This is a genomic window from Paracoccus sp. IB05, from assembly GCF_016405985.1.
In the GTDB taxonomy this organism is placed as follows: domain Bacteria; phylum Pseudomonadota; class Alphaproteobacteria; order Rhodobacterales; family Rhodobacteraceae; genus Pseudogemmobacter.
In genome coordinates this window covers 69,380-91,401 of the sequence record NZ_JAEFCF010000016.1, presented here as the reverse complement: position 1 = coordinate 91,401, position 22,022 = coordinate 69,380, and the positions used below count along the sequence as shown (strand labels likewise).

The 22,022-nt window shown below is 62.7% G+C and carries 24 protein-coding genes; 15 read left to right on the top strand and 9 right to left on the bottom strand.

Annotation, left to right across the window (positions count from 1 at the left end):
• Window positions 1-203 precede the first annotated feature (203 nt).
• Window positions 204-938 carry an OB-fold-containig protein gene (locus tag JC607_RS12350; RefSeq protein ID WP_198837229.1) on the top strand — a complete coding sequence of 245 codons (735 nt, stop codon included), beginning with the start codon at window positions 204-206 and terminating at the stop codon, window positions 936-938.
• Window positions 939-971: 33 nt separating this feature from the next.
• Window positions 972-2,579, top strand: a complete 1,608-nt coding sequence (locus JC607_RS12345) for a flotillin family protein (protein WP_198837228.1) — start codon at window positions 972-974, stop codon at window positions 2,577-2,579.
• A 400-nt stretch (window positions 2,580-2,979) separates the two neighbouring features.
• On the opposite strand, the gene JC607_RS12340 is transcribed toward JC607_RS12345, so the two are convergent.
• Window positions 2,980-3,909: a DMT family transporter gene (locus JC607_RS12340; RefSeq protein ID WP_198837227.1), complete on the bottom strand. Its 930-nt coding sequence runs from the start codon at window positions 3,907-3,909 to the stop codon at window positions 2,980-2,982.
• Window positions 3,910-4,007: 98 nt separating this feature from the next.
• Here JC607_RS12340 and JC607_RS12335 point away from each other — a divergent pair, with 98 nt between their 5' ends.
• Complete coding sequence (locus JC607_RS12335) at window positions 4,008-4,778, top strand: helix-turn-helix transcriptional regulator (protein WP_198837226.1); 771 nt, start codon at window positions 4,008-4,010, stop codon at window positions 4,776-4,778.
• 414 nt (window positions 4,779-5,192) lie between these two features.
• A complete protein-coding gene (locus JC607_RS12330) occupies window positions 5,193-5,612 on the top strand; it encodes a sugar ABC transporter ATP-binding protein (protein WP_198837225.1) in 420 nt (139 codons plus the stop codon).
• On the opposite strand, the gene JC607_RS26045 is transcribed toward JC607_RS12330, so the two are convergent.
• Together JC607_RS26045 and JC607_RS26040 are read right to left on the bottom strand one after the other, a co-directional pair.
• Window positions 5,604-5,777 (bottom strand): hypothetical protein, encoded by a 174-nt coding sequence (locus JC607_RS26045; RefSeq protein ID WP_370584796.1) that lies wholly within the window; start codon window positions 5,775-5,777, stop codon window positions 5,604-5,606. The genes JC607_RS12330 and JC607_RS26045 overlap by 9 nt on opposite strands.
• Before the next feature lie 50 nt (window positions 5,778-5,827).
• Window positions 5,828-5,953, bottom strand: a complete 126-nt coding sequence (locus JC607_RS26040) for a hypothetical protein (RefSeq protein WP_370584794.1) — start codon at window positions 5,951-5,953, stop codon at window positions 5,828-5,830.
• Window positions 5,954-6,355: 402 nt separating this feature from the next.
• Here JC607_RS26040 and JC607_RS12320 point away from each other — a divergent pair, with 402 nt between their 5' ends.
• On the top strand, window positions 6,356-7,585 hold the full coding sequence (locus JC607_RS12320) for a M24 family metallopeptidase (RefSeq protein WP_198837223.1): 1,230 nt from the start codon (window positions 6,356-6,358) through the stop codon (window positions 7,583-7,585).
• A gap of 78 nt (window positions 7,586-7,663) precedes the next feature.
• Complete coding sequence (locus JC607_RS12315) at window positions 7,664-8,554, top strand: LysR family transcriptional regulator (RefSeq protein WP_198837222.1); 891 nt, start codon at window positions 7,664-7,666, stop codon at window positions 8,552-8,554.
• Between the two features lie 418 nt (window positions 8,555-8,972).
• Here JC607_RS12315 and JC607_RS12310 read toward each other — a convergent pair whose 3' ends face one another.
• Together JC607_RS12310 and JC607_RS12305 are read right to left on the bottom strand one after the other, a co-directional pair.
• Complete coding sequence (locus JC607_RS12310; RefSeq protein WP_198837221.1) at window positions 8,973-9,326, bottom strand: DUF1304 domain-containing protein; 354 nt, start codon at window positions 9,324-9,326, stop codon at window positions 8,973-8,975.
• 386 nt (window positions 9,327-9,712) lie between these two features.
• Window positions 9,713-10,300, bottom strand: a complete 588-nt coding sequence (locus JC607_RS12305; protein ID WP_198837220.1) for a glutathione S-transferase family protein — start codon at window positions 10,298-10,300, stop codon at window positions 9,713-9,715.
• A gap of 63 nt (window positions 10,301-10,363) precedes the next feature.
• Here JC607_RS12305 and JC607_RS12300 point away from each other — a divergent pair, with 63 nt between their 5' ends.
• Window positions 10,364-11,089 carry a YafY family protein gene (locus JC607_RS12300; protein WP_198837219.1) on the top strand — a complete coding sequence of 242 codons (726 nt, stop codon included), beginning with the start codon at window positions 10,364-10,366 and terminating at the stop codon, window positions 11,087-11,089.
• 294 nt (window positions 11,090-11,383) lie between these two features.
• Here JC607_RS12300 and JC607_RS12295 read toward each other — a convergent pair whose 3' ends face one another.
• From JC607_RS12295 to JC607_RS12285, 3 genes are read right to left on the bottom strand one after another with little or no spacing between them, the layout of a single operon-like run.
• Window positions 11,384-11,614: a hypothetical protein gene (locus JC607_RS12295; protein WP_198837218.1), complete on the bottom strand. Its 231-nt coding sequence runs from the start codon at window positions 11,612-11,614 to the stop codon at window positions 11,384-11,386.
• Window positions 11,615-11,635: 21 nt separating this feature from the next.
• Entirely contained in the window at window positions 11,636-13,150 is a 1,515-nt protein-coding gene (locus JC607_RS12290) for a malonyl-CoA synthase (protein ID WP_198837217.1), read from the bottom strand.
• A 39-nt stretch (window positions 13,151-13,189) separates the two neighbouring features.
• Window positions 13,190-14,560, bottom strand: coding sequence for a malonyl-CoA decarboxylase (locus JC607_RS12285; protein ID WP_198837216.1), 1,371 nt, complete (start codon window positions 14,558-14,560; stop codon window positions 13,190-13,192).
• A gap of 130 nt (window positions 14,561-14,690) precedes the next feature.
• Between JC607_RS12285 and JC607_RS12280 the strand changes: the two genes are divergently transcribed.
• The gene (locus JC607_RS12280) at window positions 14,691-15,359 is read left to right on the top strand and encodes a GntR family transcriptional regulator (protein ID WP_198837215.1); all 669 of its coding nucleotides are present in this window, start codon (window positions 14,691-14,693) and stop codon (window positions 15,357-15,359) included.
• A 6-nt stretch (window positions 15,360-15,365) separates the two neighbouring features.
• Here the strand turns inward: JC607_RS12280 and JC607_RS12275 are convergent, their stop codons facing one another.
• The gene (locus JC607_RS12275; protein WP_198837214.1) at window positions 15,366-15,818 is read right to left on the bottom strand and encodes an Lrp/AsnC family transcriptional regulator; all 453 of its coding nucleotides are present in this window, start codon (window positions 15,816-15,818) and stop codon (window positions 15,366-15,368) included.
• Window positions 15,819-15,965: 147 nt separating this feature from the next.
• On the opposite strand from JC607_RS12275, the gene JC607_RS12270 reads away from it, so the two are divergent.
• The 7 genes from JC607_RS12270 to JC607_RS12240 all read left to right on the top strand — a co-directional run bounded on the left by JC607_RS12270 (window position 15,966) and on the right by JC607_RS12240 (window position 21,984).
• On the top strand, window positions 15,966-17,042 hold the full coding sequence (locus JC607_RS12270) for an ornithine cyclodeaminase (protein WP_198837213.1): 1,077 nt from the start codon (window positions 15,966-15,968) through the stop codon (window positions 17,040-17,042).
• On the top strand, window positions 17,039-17,971 hold the full coding sequence (gene ctlX / locus JC607_RS12265) for a citrulline utilization hydrolase CtlX (RefSeq protein ID WP_198837212.1): 933 nt from the start codon (window positions 17,039-17,041) through the stop codon (window positions 17,969-17,971). Before JC607_RS12270 ends, ctlX begins: the two co-directional genes overlap by 4 nt.
• Before the next feature lie 110 nt (window positions 17,972-18,081).
• The gene (locus tag JC607_RS12260; RefSeq protein ID WP_198837211.1) at window positions 18,082-18,882 is read left to right on the top strand and encodes a dimethylarginine dimethylaminohydrolase family protein; all 801 of its coding nucleotides are present in this window, start codon (window positions 18,082-18,084) and stop codon (window positions 18,880-18,882) included.
• Window positions 18,883-18,923: 41 nt separating this feature from the next.
• Window positions 18,924-19,706, top strand: a complete 783-nt coding sequence (locus JC607_RS12255; RefSeq protein ID WP_198837210.1) for a transporter substrate-binding domain-containing protein — start codon at window positions 18,924-18,926, stop codon at window positions 19,704-19,706.
• A 65-nt stretch (window positions 19,707-19,771) separates the two neighbouring features.
• Window positions 19,772-20,482: an ABC transporter permease gene (locus JC607_RS12250; RefSeq protein ID WP_198837209.1), complete on the top strand. Its 711-nt coding sequence runs from the start codon at window positions 19,772-19,774 to the stop codon at window positions 20,480-20,482.
• Entirely contained in the window at window positions 20,482-21,171 is a 690-nt protein-coding gene (locus JC607_RS12245) for an ABC transporter permease (protein WP_198837208.1), read from the top strand. The genes JC607_RS12250 and JC607_RS12245 overlap by 1 nt, the downstream gene beginning before the upstream one ends.
• 45 nt (window positions 21,172-21,216) lie before the next feature.
• Entirely contained in the window at window positions 21,217-21,984 is a 768-nt protein-coding gene (locus tag JC607_RS12240) for an ABC transporter ATP-binding protein (protein WP_198837207.1), read from the top strand.
• Window positions 21,985-22,022 lie beyond the last annotated feature (38 nt).

The following is a 22,022-nucleotide window of genomic DNA, read 5'->3' as shown; positions in this document are numbered from 1 at the left end:
CGGTGAGGAATGGTTCACAATCTCGCTCCATTGGGTGGGGCCGTGATCGGACAGGCATCAGGCCATGAAGAATCATGGACCCTGTCCTCCCGTCATGGCCTGGGCCCATAACGACTTCCAGGTCGCGCACCGCGTCCTGGCCGCGTTGCTTTTGATCCGGAAACGCATCATAATAGTCGGAATTTTACCGCAGAGACGAACAGATGGATTTTTTACTTGCCGAGGGACTGAGGCCCTTTTCTGTTCTGGCAGGTTTTATTGTCATTCTCCTTGTCATCGAACTGGCGCTGGTGATGGCAGGCTTCTCGAGTAACATCGAGTTTGATGCCGCAGGCGAGGGGATCGATGTGGACCCTGGCCTTGACGCCGGGGCGGATCTTATGCCCTCAGCGGGCGAGGGCCTTCTCAGCCCACATGAACTGGCCTTGCTCGAATTGCCGCCGGAGAGAGCTTCGCAACTGGCGGGCGCAAAGCCTTCGCCGTTCAGGAAGCTGCTGCTGCTCGTCGGCATCGGCAAGGGGCCGTTGCTGGTATCACTGACCTGCATCGCTGCCGGCATCTCTGCCTGCGGTTACGCGTTGCAGCTGGTTTCGGACTCGCTGTCCGGAGCCATGTTCCGTCCAGCCATCGCGGTGGCAATCGCTTTCGTGCCCGGGCTGCTGCTGGGCGGGCGATTGGCAGGGGTCGCTGCCCGGCTCATTCCATCCTTTGAATCCCACGCAATCTCGGCGCAGACCTATAACGGGCGGCGTGGGCAGGTGGTGATCGGTGACGCCCGGCGCGGCGATGCCGCGCAGGTGCGCTGGCGTGACATGTATGGGACCACCCACAGCCTGATGGCCGAGCCGCTGCGTGATAGTGATATCATCCCCGCAGGCAGCGAAGTGCTGATCGTCAAGACCCGCGATCGCCAGCCGCGTATCGTTTCTCTCAACTGAAGCTGCCCCGCCGTTACGTGAAAGGAATTGCCCATGAATGCCTATCTCGCCCTGCTTATCCCTGGTGCCGTCGTTTTGTTGGCGCTTGTCGTACTGGGCTTGATCATGGTGCGCCTTTACCGCCGCTCGACGCAGGAAATGGCGCTGGTGCGGACCGGGGCAGGGGGTCTGAAGGTCGTGATGGGCGGCGGGATCATTGTCCTTCCGGGGCTGCACGACCTGCTGCGCGTCAACATGAAGACCATGACGATCACGGTGGATGGCGGCGATGGGCTGATCACCAAGGACAGCCGCCGCGTCGATGCCGCCGCGCAGTTCTTCATCCGCGTGGCGCCGGATACCGATGCCATCGCCCGTGCGGCGCAGTCGCTGGGCCAGAACACCAATGATCTGGGCGCGATCCGCAGCCTGCTGGAAGGCAAGGTGCAGGATACGATGCGGGCGATCACCGCCGGCATGGATCTGATCGAGCTGCACCAGTCGCGGGCCAGCTTCGTGCAGAAGGTGCAGCAGACGCTGAACAATGACCTCAGCCCCAACGGGCTGGAGCTGGAAAGCGTGGCGCTGACCAAGCTGGATGAGACGCCAATCAGCAAGCTGGATGAGAACAACACCTTCGACGTGACCGGCATGCGCGCCCGCGCGGCCATCGTTTCCGAGCAGAAGAAACAACGTGTCGTCATTGAGGAAGCCGCTGCGCTGGAAATCGCGCGCACGCAGCAGTCGAACCGTATCCAGAAGCTCGAGGTCGAGCGGGTCGAGGCCGAAGCGACCCAGGTGCAGCGGATCGCGGTGACCGAGATGGAGGCCCGCTCGGCCCGCGAACAGGCCCGCATTGCCGAAGAGACCGAACGCCTGAAGGAGGTGGCGCGGATCGAGCGCGAGCGCGGCGTGCGCACGGCCCAGATCGAGCAGGATCTGGCGCTGCAGATCGCGGTTCAGGAATCGAAGGCCAGCGTGGCCCTGCAATCGGAAAAGCAAAGCCGCGCCGAGGCGCAGGCCGCGCTGGCGCGTGCTGAATCGATCACCGCCGAAGAGGCGATCAACACGGCACGCCTGACCGCAATTGCCGAGCGCGAGAAGGCCATCGAGATCCTCGACGCCGAAAAGGAAGCCGAGAAATCTGCCACCTCGGTCCGGGTCCGGGCGCGGGTGGAGCGCGAGGCGGCCGAGGATCAGGCCCAGGCGATTATCGCCCGCGCCCGCGCCGAGGCGGATTCGATCAAGATCGCGGCAGATGCCGAACGCGAAAAGGGCGAGGCCGAAGCGGCCACGATCCGCGCGAAGGTGGAGGCAGAAAACTCACTGTCGCCAGACGTGATGAACTTCAAGCTGCGGCTGGCAAAGATCGAGGCACTGCCCGCAATCATCCGCGAGATGGCAGAGCCGGCGCGTCATATTCAGTCCTTCCGCATCAACCAGATCACTGGCATGTCCGGCAATGGCGCCACCACTGCGGGCAGTGCACCCGAGGGCGGCGACGGCATTGTGGATCAGGTGATGGCCGGCATGCAGCGCAACGCTGTTGCCATGCCCATTCTGACGGCTCTCGGCAAGGAGGTCGGCATTGATTTCACCAGGGGAATGGAGGGCATTGCTGCCGCCGTTTCCGGCGCTTCGGACGAAACCACAGAAAACTGAGTCTTCTGGGAAGCGGTCCCGGCAGCGATATTCAAAGGTGAGACCTGGCCACCTCCCGGTCCGGTGCCACGGGCGGGGTCAGCCCGCCGGGATCGACACTCAGAGCCCATCAAAGACATTCGATCAGACTTGCAGCAAGCATGCCAGTCGCTCGTGCAGCCGAACGCGCGACCCCTTCCCGCCGGTCGGCCTCGACCAGTGCGGCATGGCCGCACCCGCGGAAACCGGCGCTCGACGGGCCCTGCCCGCAACACCCGCGGTTCAGGCCTGGGTCGCGCGCTGCATGGACCGGCCTGCCGCGTGCGAAACCGGCGAGCGCTGACGGGGTGTCATGATCGCAGTCCCGCGCGACGGGGCTGCGATCATGACGATGGCAGAACTGATCAGGCGATCAGCATGTTCAGGCATGCCCCTGGCTCAGGCCGCGACGACGGGCCAGCAGGTCATGTGCCTGGACCGTAAGCATCCCCAGAAGCACAAATGCGCCGCCAAAGAGGAAGTCCGGCGTCAGATGTTCGCCCAGCAGCAGCGCACCTGACATCACACCGAAGACGGGCGTCATGAGGCTGAGCACGCCGAGGCGGGAGGAGGGATAGACCTGAAGGAGGCGGAACCATATCATGAAGCTGACGGTGCAGATGATAATGGTCTGAAACCCAAGGTTCACGAGATCGACAGCGCGGGGCTGCATCCCGAGGCGTCCGGTCAGAGCGCTGAAAGCAAGGGCCACAATGCCCGCCACGAAAAGCTGGTTTGTCAGCGTCTGGGCCGGAGGCGCATTGGCAAGGCGCGAGGTGCGTATAACGACCGTCGTCAGCCCCCAGGCAATACCGGCACCAAGGCCAAGCAGGTCACCGACAATCATCGACGGCGCGAGGGGCTGATTGCCGCGCAGCTCTGGCAAAAGGAAGATCGCCGCCACTCCGGTGAAGGTTATCGCCACCCCCAGCCACTGAACGCGCGCCATTCGCTCATCGGGCTGCGCAAAATGCAGCCCCATGGCGGCAAAGATCGGCCCCGTATAAAGGAATACCCCGATATGCGATGCCGTGGTCCAGCGCAGCCCCTCGGCCACCAGCAGAAACTCCAGCGCAAAGAGCGTGCCTGCCAGCAGGCCTGGGCCCGCGAAAATCCGGGGCAGCCAGCGGTCGCGGCGGACAAGTCGGCTGATGGCAAAGACAAGTGCCGCCGCGATGGCAGAGCGCAACCCGATCTGCAGCATCGGGTCGATGCCCGGAGCTGCAAGTTTCATCGCGGTCTGCTGCAGGCCCCAGGTGAGGCAAAGCAGGATCATCAGCCCAAGGGCGGTAAGGTCAATCGGTCGTTTCATGGGAGGGGCCGTTCGTTAAAGCACTTGCCTTGTCTACCTCTGGCGATATTGGTGCATATAGTGATTATCCGCCATTCCATTCCGGGAATCTGCCAATCATGCAACCGCCGCATCTCCGCCAGCCTCCGGGACATGTCACGCTTCCGGCCCCGATCTGGTTTCGGGTCGAGGCCATGCCGGATAACGGGACCTATCCTTTCATGCGCCACGCCTGGGGAGAGTTCGTCTATTCCTATAGTGGCGTGACCGAGTTGCGAACCGGCGGCCAGGTGCTGCTGGCGCCGCCGCATATGGCGTTCTGGATCCCTGCCGGGGCCGATCAGGTCGGCTATAATCGCAAGGCCACGGTGCATGTCTCGATCTATATCGATCAGTCCCTTTGCGCAGGAATGCCCGATGTGCCGGTTTCCCTGCGCGTAACCCCTTTGCTCCGGGCAATGCTCGACCGGCTGGAACTGGCCTCTTTCGATGACACACCGCAGCAAGCCCGACTGCTGCGCGTGATGGTCGACGAGATGGAGCGCTGTCCTGTGACCCAGAGCTTCCTGCCCGACAGCGACGAGCCCGCTTTGAAACGGCTGCTGGCCGCGTTGCATGACGCTCCGTCGGATCGGAGAAGCACCGCCACACTTGCCCGATCATTCGGCCTGAGTGAACGGACGCTGCTTCGTCTGTGTAAACGCGATCTGGGAATGCCCCTGACCGAATGGCGCAACCGGCAGCGTGCGGTTCGCGCCATCGCAATGCTGCAGGAGGATGTCAGCGTCGAGACCATCGCGCTCGATCTTGGCTATGCAACCGCCTCCGCTTTCATCGCCATGTTCAAAGGGATCATGGGGGACAGCCCTGCACGATATGTCGGCCGGTAGCGCGGCGCCTTATCGAAGCCCTGCCGGCACGAAAGGGCCTCACCCTTCCCGGCATCAGCACGGTACTGAATACGCAGGATAAGTCTGTCCGGGGCGGGGGAAAGTCCTGCCATCAGCAGATTTGTGCAACAGAGACGCTTCCGGGTGGAAACAAACAGGCCGATTTCATGAATGCAGACAGAAGCTGCAAGGTCCGTCACCTGCGCCTAGGGCCTCGATCCCGAAAGCCGCACCCGGCAGACGGCCACCCGTCCGACGGGTGTCGGCCCTGACCAGAGCGACCCGTTTCGGCCGGGTGCCGCGCCGCGCCGGGTTCGTGGTGGATCACGCCTGCCTGATGCGCGATGCCCGCAAGGTTATCGACGAGGTGGGCTTCAACCTCGACCCCGGCCAGCGGATCTCAGCCTGGCCCAGGTGCTGCTGGTCGAGATCACCCGCGCCATCTCGCGCGAGGCTGAGATCGTCATCATGGACGAGCCGACCTCGGCCATTGGCGAACATGAGAGCCATATCCTTTTCGACGCGATCCGCCGCCTGCAGAAAAAAGGCGTCGGGATCATCTATGTCAGCCATCGCCTCGAAGAGCTGTTCGGGATTGCCGACAGGTACAGCGTGTTCCGCGACGGTTGGTTCGTGGAAACCGGGGCCATGGCGGATCTGACGCGCGAGAGCTTCGTGGCGTTAATCGTCGGTCATGAATTGCACAGCAACGCCCATCCCGAACGCAACCCCGATGCCGCGCCGCTCTTGCAGATCAAAAACCTGACCGTGGCCCAGAAGGTGCACGGCGTCAGCCTTGATGTCGTTCCGGGTGAGATCGCGGTCTCAAGATAGGGCAGCCCGTCCGGGCCGGTCTTCCATTCCGGCGAAGAAAACCGCAGATCGCGCTTTTCGCTGCTGCAGAAGAGATCCGGCATCTCCATCTGACAGGTTGAGACAGAAAACCCTGCTGCGCAGGATCACCGCATGGGAGGATGCATTCCGATTGACCGCAACCATCATCGAGGGCGGGTCCATCGACAGGGAACTGGCGCTGGTCACCGCCATACCTAGAGGTTGCCATCGCCATCGCGCGTTGTGATCAGCGAGACGCTGATCGCCAATGCACGCATGCTCACGCAAAGTTTTTCTGCGAAATCAGTGTCATGGTCCAGGTTGGTACCGGGTATTCTCATTTCTCCATCCTCCGCGGGACCGCCTCCGGGTCCGCTGCAAGAGGAAACCAAAGCCCTGATATCGGCTTTGAAATTGACATGAATGCGCCGCTTGAAACTGAGACAGGCGTCTTAATTTCGACGGCACCGCCCCGACGGAATCGGTGTGCCAGGCCGGGTCAGCACCACGCGGTCGCGCAATGCGGGCGCGCAGACCGGCGCCAGGCTTTCGCCTAAAAGGCGGATCATCGCGCCATCCTGCCTGACGCCCGGCCAGTCGCTCCAAATATGGCGACATCCGTTATTCAGGACAAATCGACCGCATCAATGATGTCATGCCGGATTTCAATTTCTATCTCGTGCGGCCCTGCTGCCAGATCGCTGCAGCCAGACTCTGGCCCCCTATATCGAGGAGAGATCGGAATGAACGCGGAAACCCCGCAGGGCGAGCTGCCCCGTCTGCTGAACATGCACAATGGCGACAAAGTTCAGGGCACCTTCAGCCAGGCCGAGATGCAACGCCGTATCAGCGGGCTGCGTCAGATCCTGGCCGATCTCAGCCTTGATGCAACCTTGCTGACTTCCTACCATAATATCAATTACTTCGCTGATTTCATCTATTGCTCTTTCGCGCGCCGCTACGCCTATGTCGTCAGTCATGACAAGGCGACCAGCCTCTCGGCGGGGGTTGATGCGGGCCAGCCCTGGCGGCGGACCTTCGGCGATAATCTGACCTATACCGACTGGCAGCGTGGCAGCTATTTCCATGGCGTGAGCCGGCTCCTGCGTGGTGCGAAACGGGTCGGGATCGAATTCGACCATGTCACGCTGGAGACCCGGTCCCTGCTGGAAGAGGCTTTGCCCGGGGTTGAGCTGGTCGATATCAGCCAGGCCGTGATGTGGATGCGGACCATCAAATCCGCCGAGGAAATTGCCATCATCACCGAAGGTGCGCGTACCGCCAATGCGGGCGGCGAGGCCATTCGCAAAGTCATCGCCGAGGGGGTGCCGGAATATGAGGTCGCGCTGGCCGGTACTCAGGCGATGGTACGCCGGATCGCGGAGACCTATCCCCATGCCGAACTGATGGACAGCTGGGTCTGGTTCCAGTCGGGGATCAACACCGATGGCGCGCATAACCCGGTCACCTCGCGCCAGGTGCAGAAGGGAGATATCCTTTCGATGAACTGCTTCCCGATGATCGCGGGCTATTACACCGCGCTTGAGCGGACGATGTTTCTTGACCATGCCAGCGACGAACATCTGCGCATCTGGGCGATCAATTGCGAGGTCCATCGCCGCGGGCTGGAGCTCCTGAAACCCGGTGCTCGCTGTGGTGATATCGCCAATGAGCTGAACGAGATCTATCGCAGCCATGGGCTGCTGAAATACCGCTCTTTCGGCTATGGCCATTCCTTCGGCGTGATGTGCCATTACTACGGGCGCGAAGGCGGGGTCGAGCTGCGCGAAGACGTCAATACGGTGCTGCAGCCCGGCATGGTCGTCTCGATGGAGCCGATGCTCTCGATCCCCGAGGGTCTGCCCGGTGCCGGCGGCTACCGCGAGCATGACATTGTCGTGCTGTCGGAAAACGGGGCCGGGAACATCACCGGCTTTCCTTTCGGGCCAGAGCACAACATCATACCGGCATGATCCTGCCCCCGGCGCCCGTCCGGGATGATCGGCCGGAGTGACCATCAGCGCTCTGCGGGCATCCCCGCAGAGCATTTTATGCAAAGGCCAAACCTGATGCGCAGCATTCCCACCGATCTGCTCAGAACCTTTGTCACCATCATCGATGTCAAAGGCTATACCCGCGCCGGTGACAGGCTGGGCAAGACCCAGCCGACGATCAGCGCCCAGATCAGGCGCTTGCAGGATCTGCTGGGGGTGCAGCTGTTCAGCCGGGACGTGAAAGAGGCGGGCGGTGTCTATCTGAGCGAGGAAGGCGAGATCGTCGCGGGCTATGCCCGCCGCATCCTTTTGCTCAATGACGAGATGATGCTGCGCATCTCGCGGAGGGACAAAAGGGGCAAGCTGCGCCTCGGGATCCCCAGCGATTATGCGGATCACTTCATGCCAAAGCTGATGGCAGAGCTGACCGCCGAACAGGCCGGTTTTACCTTTGAGGTGGTCTGTGACCTGTCCTGCGCCCTTTTACGCGGGCTGCGGGAAGGGCAGTTCGATATCGTGGTTGCGATGACCAGCGATGGCCCGGCGGAAAAGGCCTTCATGACCTGGCGCGAGAAACTGGTCTGGGTTTCGGGGTCAGCGCAGCATGACTTCACCGATCCTTTGCGGATGGTCAGTTTCCCCGAAGGCTGTATCTACCGGCGCAGTATGCTCAGCGCCTTGCAGCGCGACGGGCGCAGTTTCGAGATGGTCTATTCCAGCCCCAGCCAGTCCTGCCTTGAAACCGCAATCGCCAATGATTTCGGGCTGGGAGTTCTTGCCGAACGCGTGGTTCCCGAAAGACTGATCCGCCCCGGGATGGAGGCAGGACTGCCCCGACTGGAAGATGCGGTTGTCGGGATCTACGTCAATGACAGTGCCCGCCCGGCCACCCGCAGTTTCGCGGCGCGCTTTGCCGATCTGTTTGTGCAGCACGTCGCCGGAGACTGATCCCCGGCGACGCTTTTTCATTGCCTGCGGCCCTGCCCGGCTCATTTCTGACGACGCCGGGACAGCAGCAGGACGACCAGCAAAAGCAGGGTCGAGATGTCCGGCAAAAGGGTCGCCGCGATCATGAGCGCCGGGTTGATCTGATCACGGATCCCCGGGTCATGAGGCGCTTAATCCGCAGCTCTTCCGTCGGGGCGCAGGGCCAGGTATTCCCACGCTTTGGCTGCATGGCAGCGATGACCCATTTTACGGCATTGCCCGTTGCGTGAATAACCAGGCGCAGTTTCTGGCGGCTGGCGGCCAGTTCGTCACCCTGCGCGCGGGCCATGGGCTGATGTTCAGACCGGCACTGTGGGCCCCCATGTGAACGGAGATCTCAACGAACAGATCCCGGGCTGCGTGCCTCTGCCGTGCGCTCTCATATTCCCGCCAGAAGTGCTCCAGGTGCCAGCAGCGCGGGCAGCGTCCGGATGAACAGGATCTTACCTGTCGCGGTCGCTGCGCCGAAAGCCCCTGCAAGTGCCACGCAGAGCAGAAAGAAGAGTTTAAACGCCATGCCTGCGGCCCCCATTACAAGGCCGGTGAGTAACCCCGCAGCCAGAAACCCGTTGTAAAGACCCTGATTGGCGGCCATCACTCTGGTCGTCTTTGCAAATTCCCCGGTCAGGTTAAACGCGCGCCGTGCCCGCGGCGTTGTCGATAAAAACATCTCAATCACCAGAATATAGATGTGAAGCGCGGCGATCACAGCGATCAGGATATTCGCGATCATGGGCGTCCCTCCTTCAGCGCCGGTGTCTGTGACGCATCCCGGCAGGTTCTCGCGGCGCAGGCGATGCGCAGGACGAGATCCCGGCGCAAGACAGAGATCCGATTGTGGATGGTTGCACGGCAAAGTGACGCCGCAGGCTTTCACCTATCGTGTCGTGTGATCCGCGCAGGACCGCAGGTTGACGCTTGCGGCATTGTTCTGCCGGGAAAAAGCTGAACCCGTCCCAGGTGGCAAGCGCCGGCATCGACATCATCTGATTGCGCCATGAATAGCCCTACAGGCCTTCGACATTGCCTTTTTCGCGACCATATAGGGGCTTCGGTCGGGTTTTCTGCCATCGCCGCTGCCGCAGTCCCGTCGCCCGGGACTGCGATTATGATGCCTTTTCAGCGCTCGCCGGTTTCGCGCGCGGCAGGCCGGTCCATACAGCGCGCGACCCAGGCCTGAACCGCGGGCGTTGCGGGCAGGGCATCGCCGAACCAGGCGAAGGGTGCCGCGCAGAGCAGGTCTGCCGCACTGTATTCCTGGCCAAGCAGATAGGGCTGCGTGATCAGAACCTCCTCCAGCCGGGCCAGCGCAGTGTCATAGTCCCGCAGCGAGGCCTCGACCGCCGGATGGCTCACTTTGGCCCAGCCGAGGATTGCCACCGGCTCGAAGACGCCCTGATACCAGGTCAGCCAGGACAGGTAGCGCCCGCGTTCCGGATGCCCGACGGCACGGCCCAGACCCGCCTGCGGAAAGCGGTCGGTCAGGTAGAGGATGATCGCGGCCCGCTCGCGGATCCAGTCCTCGCCATCGGTCAGATAGGGCACCTTGCCTTCGGGATGCGGGTTGGCCGGATCGCGCGCACCGCTGCCGTCCTGACGTGGGATCGTCACCTCGACGGTCCGGATCTGATCCGCGATGCCAAGCTCAAGGATCAGCTGTTTCACGCTGGTCGAGCGGCTGTTGGGCGAATGGTAGAAGGTCAGCATGTTTGACTCCTTTGCTGTTTGTTGCCACTGCCTAATCCAGCCCTGCTGACAGAAGGTGACAGGATGGCCCGCACCGACCGATTGATGCGCCTGATGGATGTGCTGCGCCGCCTCGCGCCGCCGGTCACGGCGGCACGGCTGGCAACCGAGACCGGGGTCTCACCGCGCCAGCTTTACCGCGATATCGCCACGCTCCGGGCCGGGGGCGCGCTGATCGATGGCGAGGCCGGTGTCGGCTATGTGCTGACCGAAGATCCGGCCCTGCCGCCGCAAAGTTTTTCGCGGCTGGAGATCGAGGCGCTGCTCCTGGCCGTGCAGTCGCTCGACCGGATCGGGGATGCCGCGATCACCGGGGCCGCCCGCGTGGCGATGGCGCGGATCATCGCGACGCTGCCGGGCGATCAGCCGCGCCAGGCGCTGCATGCGGTCATGCGCAGCTTTTCCGCCGGGCCGGAGCGCGATCCGCCGCAGATCGACCTCGCCGTTTTGCGGCAGGCCTGCTGGGAGGAAACCCCGGCGCGGATCGGCTATACCGATCTGAAAGGGGATACTTCTGAACGGCTGATCTGGCCGCTGGGGCTGTCTTATGGCGACCGCAACCTGATGCTGCTGGCGCATTGCCGGTTGCGGATGGATTACCGGCTGTTCCACGTCAACCGGATCGGCCATCTGGAGCTGACAGCGGAAAGCTTCCGTCCGCACCGCGTGCCCCTGATGCGCGCATATGTGCAAGGCAGGGTGGCGACGGCGCCTTGTCGGGATGCAACGCCTGTATGCGGCGGCGAATGAAGAGGCCTGCATCGTCCACGGCAGCCCGTAACAGCCGGTTGGCTTAACGGAATGCGGCATTTCCGCGCGCTCCAAAGCCGTCCTTCGACAGCAGAGGCAGCAGATCGAGGGAGAGGCAGCGTCGTGATACGGCAGGAAGCATAGCGCGAGCTCTCAGAATGCCAGCCCCGGTTATGCCAGCCGCAGTCGCCAATCCGGCTGCCCATGGCAGAGCGGTTTCCACTCCGCCGGATGCAGCGACAGCCCGAAACCTGGCAGCGTACGGAGGGGTCTTCCGTGCCGCCACCCCGGCCTTTATCGCGCGCATTGATTGGTCGAACCGGAGGCATTCGAAGGGCCGTAGCCTTTGGTGGTCCATGTCGTCGCAAGTTTGCCGCCCTTCCCGAGGATCTGCCATGTCCGGCCAGAGCCAAATTGGCTGGTCGCCGCGTCCTCAAAGCCCGGAGCCGGCCGAAATCCGCGATGATCCTGGCTCGTATCGGGAAAAGCCGCCGCAAAGCCAGGCTTGTCTGCGCGAAAGCTCATGGTCTGCCCGAATGAGCGGATTCAGTCCGCGCTGAGCGCAGAGCAGTGCTCTCGCAGCAGGTTTTTTTGCACCTTGCCCATGGTGTTGCGCGGAAGCTCTGCGACGAAACACACCTTTCTTGGCTGTTTGAAGCGCGCGAGCTGCGTTGCCAGCGCGGTGATTATTGCAGCCTCGGTCAGGACCGGGCTTCCGGTGGGAACCACGACCGCAGTCACCGCCTCTCCGAAATCCCGGTCTGGCACGCCGATGACGGCGGATTCCAGCACTCCGGGAATCTCGTCGATCGCGGCTTCCACTTCTTTGGGGTAGACGTTGTAGCCGCCGGTGATGATCAGATCCTTGCCGCGCCCGACGATATGGACATAGCCCCTGTCATCGATGCGACCGAGGTCGCCCGTGATGAAGAAGCCGTTCTCGCGCAGCTCTGCCGCCGTTTTCTCCGGCATCCGCCAATAGCCCCTGAAGACATTGGCGCCGCGCACCTCGATCATGCCGATCTCGCCCTGCGGCAGCTCCGCGCCGGTCTCCGGATCGGTCACGATCACCTCGGTCCCCGGCAGCGGCAGTCCGACTGTGCCCGCCACCCGGTCTCCGGCATAGGGGTTCGAGGTGTTCATATTGGTTTCGGTCATGCCATAGCGTTCCAGAATGGCATGGCCGGTGCGGGCGCGCCATTCGCGGTGGGTTTCCGCCAGCAGCGGCGCCGAGCCGGAGATGAAGAGGCGCATATGCGCGGTGGTTGCCGTGTTCAGCCGCGCCTCGGCCAGCAGCCTTGTATAGAAGGTCGGCACCCCCATCAGCACCGTGGCGCGGCCCATCAGGCTGAGGATGCGGTCAGGGTCGAATTTCGGCAGCAGGATCATCGAGGCGCCCGAGAAGAGCGTCACATTGGTCGCGACGAACAACCCATGGGTGTGAAAGATCGGCAGCGCGTGGATCAGCAGGTCGCTTGCCGTAAAGTGCCATGCCTCGCGCAGGCTCAGCGCGTTCGAGACCAGGTTGCCATGGGTCAGCATCGCCCCCTTGGACCGCCCCGTCGTGCCCGAGGTGTAAAGGAGGGCCGCCAGATCATCCGCCGCGCGCGGCAGGGTGACGAAATCACCGGGCGCGGCCTTTGCCGCTTCGGTCAGGCTGCCCTGGCCTGCCGCATCCAGCGTCACCATCCGCGCCCCGGCCTTTTCGGCGGTCGTCGCCAGATCGGCGACACGCGCCGGATCGCAGACAAAGAGCGCGGGCTCTGCATCGCCGATGAAATAGGCGATCTCGGCCGGGGTATAGCCGGTGTTCAGCGGCAGGAAGACCGCGCCCGCCCGCAGCGTGGCGAGGTAGAGGATGATCGCCTCAACCGATTTTTCCACCTGCACCGCCACCCGGTCGCCGGGGACCAGGCCAAGCCCGCTCAGCGCATGCGCCATTTTCCCGCTGCGCCGGGTCAGTTCGGTATAGCTGATCCGCTCGCCGCTGGGGGTTTCGATGGCGGTCGCCCCGGGATCGGTGATGGAGCGGGTCAGAATGTCGAAAAGATTGGCGGACATGGCATATTCCTGCAAAGGCGGGCTGTCGGGGGCGGGCTCTCAGGGGCGGGGGACGGGCTTCGCGGCTTTCGCGCTGTCTGAGGCGACGACGTGGCTGCGCTCGGCAAAGCCCTCATGGTTCACTTCGATCTGGCTGAGGTCATAGAGGTAATTGACCATCAGCCCATGCGACTGTTTCAATCCATTCTCCGAGACATCGCCCAGAAAATTCAGCCGCTCCAGCCGGGCGCCGTTGCCCAGATGGAAGCGCGCCACAGGATCGATAACACGCCCTGCCTTGTCGCGGGCGCTGAGGAAATAGCTGGCGGCGGCGGCCAGCAGCGGAGCGCGCATGCTCCCGGCTCCGGCGGCATCCCTGTGCCAGCCGGGCTGGTCGAGGGCGGCGAAAGCAAGGCGCTGCTCCGGGGAGATCAGGTCGGAGGCCTCATCCCTGCGCTGCGCCTCCAGCCAGGCGGCAAAGCCCGGAACCGGCGACAGGGTGACGAAGGTCCTGATATTGGGGCATTCGGCCTTCAGTTCCTCAACCACCTGTTTGATCAGGAAATTGCCGAAGGAAACTCCCGCCAGCCCTTTCTGGGTGTTGGAAATGGAATAGAAGACCGCTGTATCGGCCTCTTCCGCGCGGATCGGACGGCGCGTGAGGTCCAGCAGCTCTGCCACATTGTCGGGACTGGCGCGGGTCAGCGCCACCTCGACGAAGATCAGCGGCTCATCGGTCAGCTGCGGGTGAAAGAACCCATAGCAGCGCCGGTCGCCGGGTTGCAGCCGGTTGCGCAGATCGTCCCAGTTGCGGATCGCATGCACGGCCTCGTAGCGGATGATCTTTTCCAGAATGCTGGCCGGGGTGTTCCAGTCGATGCGACGCAGACCGAGGAAGCCCCGGTTGAACCAGGAGCCGAAGAGATGCGCGAAATCCTGATCGACCCGCCGCAGCTCCGGCTGGTCGCGCAGATGGCCGAGCAGCTCCTCGCGCATCCTGACCAGCGCCGCAGTGCCGCCAGGTGCAAGGTTCAGGCGCCGCAGCAATTCCTGGCGGCGCGGCTCGGAGGCGCTGTGCAGCGCCTCCATCGGCCCGGCTGCGTCGGGGGCCTGTTGCAGGGCGGCCAGCGCGGCCTGCACCGCCTTTGGGTCGGGGCCGAAATCATCGGCCAGTGCCCGAAGGAAGGCCAGCCGCCCCTCTGGACCCGCATCTTCAAAAGCCGCCAGCAGGGCACGCGCAATCACCACGCCCGAGGCCTCTCCGCGCCGTGACAGGAGGCGCGCGCCCAGCTCAGTCAGATCGGGGGGCGGAAGCCTGTCGCGCCCGGTCCCTGCGCGCCAGCCCATGAAGCGCCGGCCCCGTTCGGTCAGGCTCTCAAACAGATCGCCCAGCAGCGAAGGGCGGGATTGATCGGATCCGGCTCTGGACATTGCAAGGTTTCCGGGTGGTTTCGTCCGGGCAATGATATATCCATTATTAGCCATGTTGTATATAACAAATCTGCGGATGGATAAGCACCAGCGAAGCGGCTAGCTTCCGGCGAAGAGAAAGAGGGGGCGGATGTCCGGTATCTCCAATGCACTTCGGATCAGGAACGCGCTGGAAAATGCCATTGTAGAAGGCATTCACGCCCCGGGCGCGCGCCTCGATCCAGAGGCGCTGGAACGCGAGTTCGACTGTTCCCGCACCCCGATCCGCGAAGCGCTGCATCAGCTGGAGGCCTCGGGCCTTGTGCGGGTGATGCCCAAGCGCGGCACCTATGTCAGCTCCTGGTCGGTGGAAGAGCTGGCCGAACGGTTCGAGGCCATGGCCGAGGCCGAGGCCAGCTGTTGCCGTCTTGCGGCGCGGCGGATCACCGCACCGGAGCTGGCGGCTTTAGAGGTACTGCACCTGCAATGCGCGGCCCTGGCCGAAGCGGGCGATGCCGAGGGCTATTACCGGCATAATTCGCTGTTCCACCATGCCATCTTCCGCGCCACCCATAATGCGTTTCTGCAGCAGGAAACGGAGCGGCTGCACGCGATGCTGCAGCCCTACCGGCGCATGCAGCTGCGGGTGCGCAACCGGATCCCGCGATCCTGGAGCGAACATGATGCGATCCTGGCGGCGATCCGGGCCGGCGATGGCGAGGCCGCCGCCATGGCGATGCGCGATCATGTGATTGTGCAGGGCGACCGCTTCCATGACCTCGTCGCCGCGCTGCGGGCCAGTGCCCCGGCCGGGCGCTGAGCCGTCTCAGCCGCTGACCGAGCTGAGCATCAGGCTGGTCTCGCTGTTCAGCACGCCGTCGATCATGCGGATCTCGCGCAAGAGCTCGTCGAAATGCGACAGGCTGTCGGCGCGGATCTCGGCAATGAGATCCCAGCCGCCATTCGTGGTATGCAGCGCCACCACCGCAGGCAGGCCGCGCATCTTGCGGATCACCTGCGAGGTCGATTTCCCCACCACCTCGATCATCATGATCGCCCGGAACGAGCCGCTTTCGTAATCCTCGCGCACGCGGATTGTGAAACCAAGGATCGCCCCCGCGCTGAGAAGCCGGTCAAGGCGGTTCTGCACCGTCCCCCGCGAGACACCAAGCGCATCGGCAAGCTTGGACAAGGGCGCACGGCCATCGGCGCGCAGAAAGCTGATCAGCTTGCGGTCCAGTTCGTCGAAAACGAGCTTTGCCTGATCCTGTCCTGTCATCCGCTTCCTGACGATATTTGTAACGGGATTATAAGATATGGTCAAAATAACCCAGAATGTTGCCGGATTATAGCATTTAATTTGTATGTTGCTCTGTCGGACACTTTTGCTCACGGTTCTGAGCCCGCCTCGACCAAGGAGAAAAAGATGCAAAAACCAGTCCCGTCCGGTCGGGCGCTTGTGCCCTTTGTCAGCGTTGAGAACATGGCGCGCCTGATCACCAGCATCGGCCTGCCGCGCCTGCTGACAGAGCTTGTCGATTATATCGAACAGGATTTCCGCCGCTGGCAGAGCTTTGAAAAAGCGCCTCGCCTCGCATCGCATTCCGAAGGCGGCGTGATCGAACTGATGCCGACCTCGGATCATGTGAATTATGTCTTCAAATATGTGAACGGTCACCCGGTCAATCTGCAGCGCAACCTGCAAACGGTCGTGGCCTTCGGCGTGCTCTCGGATGTCGAGACCGGGTATCCGCTTCTTCTGACCGAGATGACGCTTTTGACCGCGCTGCGCACGGCGGCGACTTCGGCCATGGTGGCGCGGCTGCTGGCGCCGAAAGACGCACGCGTGCTTGCGCTGATCGGCAATGGCGCCCAGGCCGAATTCCAGGCCATCGCCATGCAGACCATTTGCGGCATCGAAGAGGTGCGGCTTTACGATATCGACCCTGCTGCCACCGCCAAGACCGCGCGCAATCTTGCGGCGACCGGCCTCAGGATCACCGAATGCAAAAGCGTCGAAGAGGTTGTCCTTGGCGCGCAGATCATCACCACCTGCACGGCTGACAAGCAAAATGCCACCATCCTCACCGATAACCTGGTTGGTGACGGGGTGCATATCAACGCGATCGGCGGCGATTGTCCCGGCAAGACCGAACTGGCTGCGGGTATCCTCACCCGCGCGGATGTGTTCGTCGAATTCCCGCCCCAGACCCGGATCGAGGGCGAGATCCAGCAGATGCCCGAGGATTTCCCGGTGACCGAGCTCTGGCAGGTGCTGAACGGCGAGCGCCCGGGCCGGGTGTCTGACCGCCAGATCACGCTTTTTGACAGCGTGGGTTTCGCCATCGAGGATTTCAGCGCCGTCCGCTATATCCGCGACAGGATCCGGGATACTGACTTCAAAGAAGATCTGGACCTGCTGGCCGATCCCGATGACACCCGAGATCTTTATGGCATGATGGGGCGTATCGCCGGGACCGCTGCGCAGGGTGCCGCAAAATGAAGGCGATCCGCACCTCCGTCCAGGCTCCTTCCGATGTGGTGATGATCCGGCCACATCGGTTCACGGTGAATACAGAAACCGCTTCGGACAATGTGTTCCAGAAAATGGAAGAGGCGGCCGCCGATCTCTCCGGTCTGGCGCATCAGGAAATCACCCGCGCTGTCGGGACCCTGCGGGGCCATGGCATCCGGGTGCATCTCTTCGAGGATGAGGGCCAGGACACCCCGGATTCCGTCTTTCCGAACAACTGGTTCTCGACCCATGCCGGCGGCCATGTGGCGATCTACCCGATGAAGGCGCCCAGCCGCCGGCGTGAGCGCAGGGCCGATATCATCGAAATGCTGAAAGCCGAATACCGCGTTCAGGACGTGATCGACTATTCCGGGCTGGAGCCTGACGGGCTGTTTCTGGAAGGCACCGGCGCCATGGTTCTCGATCATATCGACCGGGTGGCCTATGCCGTCCAGTCCGAGCGCACCAATCCCATCGCGCTGGAACGGTTCTGCACGCATTTCAACTTTGAACCGATGGTATTCGCCGCGGCAGACCGGCACGGTGTGGCGATCTATCATACCAATGTGCTGATGTGTATCGCGACCGATTACGCGCTTGTCGGCCAGTCGCTGATCACCGATGTCGCGCGGCGCGACGAGATTGCGAACCGCCTGCGCGATACCGGACGCGAGGTGATCGACATCAGCGAAGAGCAGATTGCCCGTTTTGCAGGCAATGCGCTGGAGTTGAGCGGAGAATTCGGGCGAATCCTCGTGATGTCCACCACCGCCCGCGAAAGCCTCTCGCAGCAGCAGATCGATATGATCGAAACCTCGACCCCGATTGTCGCGCTGGATATTCCGACAATTGAACGGGCCGGGGGATCGGTGCGCTGCACGATCGCGGGGCTTCATCTTACCCGCCGAACCAGGTAGGTCACAACCGAACCTGCCCGGCGGCACCATGGCCGCCAGGCAGAAACTGCGCCCCCCGCTGCGGGACTTCCTTTCGGCCCTTATCCCGGCCCCATCTTCAGGTGACTTCCATGACCACGACCCCTGTTTACCGTTTCAATTCGGTCATTCTGCGCGCGCCGTCGCGTTCGATTGTGAATGGCCTGCGGGCGGTGGATACCGGCAACCCGACCTATGAGGGCGTGAAGGCGGAACATGAGGCCTATATCACGGCGCTGACCGATGCCGGCTGCGAAGTCACGCTTCTGCCCGCGCTGGAGGAATTCCCGGATTCCGTTTTCGTCGAAGACCCCGCGCAGGTGTTTTCCGAAGGCGCGGTGATCCTGCGCCCCGGTGCCGAGACCCGGATGCACGAGACCCAGCATATCGCGCCGGTCCTGCGCGAGAAATTCTCGACCGTGCTGGAGCTGGCCGAAGGGGGCTATGCCGATGGCGGTGATATCCTGACCACGCCGGACCAGGTGATGATCGGCCTCTCGGCCAGGACCGACCGCAAGGGGGCCGAAGCGCTGCAGGATTGTCTGACGCAGCTTGGCCGCAAATCCTCGATCGTCGCCACGCCCGAAGGCGTGCTGCATTTCAAGACCGATTGCTCGCTTGTCGGCGATGATCTGGTGCTTTCGACTGGCCGGCTGGCGGCGTCAGGTGTCTTTGCCGGGCTGCGCACCCTGATCGTGCCCGAGGGCGAAGAAGCCGCCGCCAATGCGCTGCGCGTCAATGACGTGGTGCTGGTGGGCAAGACATTCCCGCGCACCATCGACCTTCTGACCGCTGCGGGTCTGACTGTCGTCGCCATCGACACCACCCAGATCGGCAAAGTAGATGCGGGCCTGTCCTGTATGTCTCTGCGCTGGTTTGATCCCAAAAAATAACTAAAAGACAAACCACCCCCAACTCCTGACAGGGAACGATGATGAAAAAGACCCTCCTCTCCATGGCAGTCCTCGCGGCGGTTGCGACCGCCGCCCATGCCGAACCGCTGCGCCTTGGCGTCAGCCCCGAGCCCTATATGCCGATGACCTCGTTCGATTCCTCGGGCACCTGGGTTGGCATCGAGGCCGAGCTGACCAATCTGCTTTGCGCCGATATCCCGGAAGGCTGCGAAATCCGCCAGATGACCTGGGAAGCGCTGATCCCCGCCCTCCAGGAGAAAAAGTTCGATTTCATCGTTGGCGCCTTCTCGGTCACCGACAGGCGTCGCGAAGTCGTTGATTTCAGCACGCCCTATGTCTACGCCCAGACCGATGTCATCGGCGCCAAAGCAGACAGCCGCCCGCTTACGCTGGTCAAGGATCCGAATGGCGAGGGAGAAGTGCTGTCGGCGGAAGGTCTTGATGGCGTCATCTTCGGCGTTCAGGCCGCAACGATTCAGGCGAATTACATCGCGGCCTACCTGCCGGGCAACGGCACCCAGAACTACAATAATGCCGATAATGCGATCTCGGATCTCATGGCGGGCCGTGTCGATTACATCGTCGTGGATAGCAATTATGGCAAGGACTTCCTGACCTCTGCCGATGGCGCGGACTATGAGACCAAGATGCGCCTGCCCAACAATATTGTCCTTGGCGAAGGCGTGGCCTATGCCGTGCGCAAGGGTGATGCCGAGACCCTCGACAAGGTGAATACCGCGCTTGGGAAGCTTCTTGAGGCCGGCACCGCGAAAGAGATTCTGACCAAATGGGGTCGTGAGTAAGCAAACCTTCCGGGGCAGGGCCAGACGGCACTGCCCCATTTTTCCGCAAAGGCGAAGACAGGCCGATGGACTCAAAATGGGAATTGCTCGGCTGGGGTGATGCCGGCTGGGGCGACCAACTTCTGCATGGCTTCATGATGACCATCGTGGTGTCATTGATCGCCTATGCAATGTCGCTCACGATCGGACTTCTGGCGGCCCTGAGCAAACTCTCCGCGCGCCGCATGCTGCGCGGCATTGCCAATACCTATACGACAATTGTGCGCTCTCTGCCCGAGCTCCTGGTCATCCTGATCGTCTATTTCTCGCTGGTCGGCGGGGCCGAAAAGCTGCTGAAGAGCCTTGGGCTGGTCAGTGACAGGTTTGAATTTAGCGGGTTCTGGGCCGCGGTCGTCGCGCTGGCCTTCGTCAATGGCGCCTTCATGACCGAGGTGATGCGCGCCGGCATCCTCGCGGTGCCAAAGGGCCAGACCGAGGCCGCCGAGGCCATCGGCATGCCGCGCGCGCTGCTCTTTCGCCGTATCGTGCTGCCGCAGATGCTGCGCCATTCGGTGCCGGGCCTCGGTAATCTCTGGCTTGCCATCACCAAGGAAAGTGCCGTCGTGGCCGTGCTTGGCACCTTCAACGAGCTGCTCTTTACCGCCTATCGCGCCGCCGGGGTGACCAAGGAATACGGGCTGTTCTACAGCGTGGTCGCCGCCGCCTTCCTCCTCATCTCGCTGGTTTCCATGGCGATCATCCATCGCATCGAAAAGCGCGTGGGAAGGGGCTTCTGATGATCAGCGATATTCTTCAGTTTCTGCCGCCCCTGATCAAGGCGCTGCCGCTTACGCTGATGCTGACGGCGGTTGCGGGCACGCTCGGGCTGTTTTTCGGCATCATCCTGGCACTTGCCCGGATTTCGGGTTACCGGATCCTTGTCTGGCCCTCGTTCACGCTGGGCCTCGTGATGCGGGGGACGCCGCTTCTGGTGCAGCTTTATCTGGTCTATTACGGCCTTGGAGAGCTGCTGCCCGGTACCTGGGTGCGGCATTCCTGGCTCTGGCCCTATCTGCGCAATGCGATCTGGTATGCGATCCTTGTGCTGACCATCAGCCAGGCCTGCTATAATGCCGAAGTGTTGCGTGGCGCCATCCTTGCGGTGCCGAAGGGCCAGATCGAGGCCGCCCGTGCGGTCGGCATGAGCCCCGGCCGCATCTTCCGCCGCATCACCCTGCCGCAGGCCTTCCATGCGGCGCTGCCGGTTCTGGCCAGCGACGTGATCATCCTCCTGAAGGCGACCTCTCTCGCCTCGACGGTCACGATCATGGAAGTGCTGGGCACCGCCCGCGCGCTTCAGCGCGAGACCATGATGATCCTCGAGCCGCTGATAGCCGCTGCGATCATCTATTTCGTCGTCGTTCTCATCCTCACGCAGCTCACCTCGCTGCTTGAGCGCAAGGCAACCAGCTATCGTGCCCGATGACCGGGCAATGGGCCAAACCGCGTCGGGCGGAAAGGATTAAACAAGATGGCCAATGATATCGCGCTTGCGGTCAGGGATATCCGCAAGAAATTCGGCCCGCTCGAAGTCCTCAAAGGCATCAGCCTCGAGGCAAGGCGCGGGGATGTCATCTCGCTGATCGGGCAAAGCGGATCCGGGAAAAGCACGCTTTTGCGCTGTATCAATTATCTCGAGACCCCGGACAGCGGCGAAATCATCGTCGGCGATGAGGTGATCCGCGCCCGGCCCGTCCGGGGCAGGATGTCGCGCGCCGACCGCAGGCAGCTGGAACTGGTCCGCCGGCGCCTTGGCATGGTGTTCCAGAACTTCAATCTCTGGGCGCATATGACGGTGCTGGAAAACATCATCGAAGGGCCGCGCCATCTGCTGGGCCTCACGCGCGATCAGGCCGTGGCCGAGGCGGAGCAGCTCTTGGAGAAGGTCGGCATCCGTGAAAAGCGGGACAGCTACCCCTCGCGCCTTTCTGGCGGGCAACAGCAGCGCGTGGCGATCGCGCGCGCGCTGGCGATGAACCCTGAGGTCATGCTCTTTGACGAACCGACCTCGGCGCTTGATCCCGAGCTGGTGCAGGAGGTGCTGCAGGTCATCAAAGGCCTTGCCGCCGAGGGCCGCACCATGATCCTTGTCACCCATGAAATGGCGCTGGCGCGGGACATCTCTTCCGAGGTGGTCTTCCTGCATCAGGGCCTGGTCGAAGAGCGCGGCGCGCCCGCAGAGATGATGAGCAATCCGAAATCGGACCGGCTGCGCCAGTTCCTGCGCATGGTCGCGTGAGCCGGTCCGGAGCGCCATATTTCCTGAACGAGGGCACT

Coding starts and splice junctions, on each gene's coding strand:
- JC607_RS12350 (WP_198837229.1), top strand. CDS start 204: ATGGATTTTTTACTTGCCGAGGGACTGAGGCCCTTTTCTGTTCTGGCA.
- JC607_RS12345 (WP_198837228.1), top strand. CDS start 972: ATGAATGCCTATCTCGCCCTGCTTATCCCTGGTGCCGTCGTTTTGTTG.
- JC607_RS12340 (WP_198837227.1), bottom strand. CDS start 3,909: ATGAAACGACCGATTGACCTTACCGCCCTTGGGCTGATGATCCTGCTT.
- JC607_RS12335 (WP_198837226.1), top strand. CDS start 4,008: ATGCAACCGCCGCATCTCCGCCAGCCTCCGGGACATGTCACGCTTCCG.
- JC607_RS26045 (WP_370584796.1), bottom strand. CDS start 5,777: ATGGTTGCGGTCAATCGGAATGCATCCTCCCATGCGGTGATCCTGCGC.
- JC607_RS26040 (WP_370584794.1), bottom strand. CDS start 5,953: ATGAGAATACCCGGTACCAACCTGGACCATGACACTGATTTCGCAGAA.
- JC607_RS12320 (WP_198837223.1), top strand. CDS start 6,356: ATGAACGCGGAAACCCCGCAGGGCGAGCTGCCCCGTCTGCTGAACATG.
- JC607_RS12315 (WP_198837222.1), top strand. CDS start 7,664: ATGCAAAGGCCAAACCTGATGCGCAGCATTCCCACCGATCTGCTCAGA.
- JC607_RS12310 (WP_198837221.1), bottom strand. CDS start 9,326: ATGATCGCGAATATCCTGATCGCTGTGATCGCCGCGCTTCACATCTAT.
- JC607_RS12305 (WP_198837220.1), bottom strand. CDS start 10,300: ATGCTGACCTTCTACCATTCGCCCAACAGCCGCTCGACCAGCGTGAAA.
- JC607_RS12300 (WP_198837219.1), top strand. CDS start 10,364: ATGGCCCGCACCGACCGATTGATGCGCCTGATGGATGTGCTGCGCCGC.
- JC607_RS12295 (WP_198837218.1), bottom strand. CDS start 11,614: ATGAGCTTTCGCGCAGACAAGCCTGGCTTTGCGGCGGCTTTTCCCGAT.
- JC607_RS12290 (WP_198837217.1), bottom strand. CDS start 13,150: ATGTCCGCCAATCTTTTCGACATTCTGACCCGCTCCATCACCGATCCC.
- JC607_RS12285 (WP_198837216.1), bottom strand. CDS start 14,560: ATGTCCAGAGCCGGATCCGATCAATCCCGCCCTTCGCTGCTGGGCGAT.
- JC607_RS12280 (WP_198837215.1), top strand. CDS start 14,691: ATGTCCGGTATCTCCAATGCACTTCGGATCAGGAACGCGCTGGAAAAT.
- JC607_RS12275 (WP_198837214.1), bottom strand. CDS start 15,818: ATGACAGGACAGGATCAGGCAAAGCTCGTTTTCGACGAACTGGACCGC.
- JC607_RS12270 (WP_198837213.1), top strand. CDS start 15,966: ATGCAAAAACCAGTCCCGTCCGGTCGGGCGCTTGTGCCCTTTGTCAGC.
- ctlX (WP_198837212.1), top strand. CDS start 17,039: ATGAAGGCGATCCGCACCTCCGTCCAGGCTCCTTCCGATGTGGTGATG.
- JC607_RS12260 (WP_198837211.1), top strand. CDS start 18,082: ATGACCACGACCCCTGTTTACCGTTTCAATTCGGTCATTCTGCGCGCG.
- JC607_RS12255 (WP_198837210.1), top strand. CDS start 18,924: ATGAAAAAGACCCTCCTCTCCATGGCAGTCCTCGCGGCGGTTGCGACC.
- JC607_RS12250 (WP_198837209.1), top strand. CDS start 19,772: ATGGACTCAAAATGGGAATTGCTCGGCTGGGGTGATGCCGGCTGGGGC.
- JC607_RS12245 (WP_198837208.1), top strand. CDS start 20,482: ATGATCAGCGATATTCTTCAGTTTCTGCCGCCCCTGATCAAGGCGCTG.
- JC607_RS12240 (WP_198837207.1), top strand. CDS start 21,217: ATGGCCAATGATATCGCGCTTGCGGTCAGGGATATCCGCAAGAAATTC.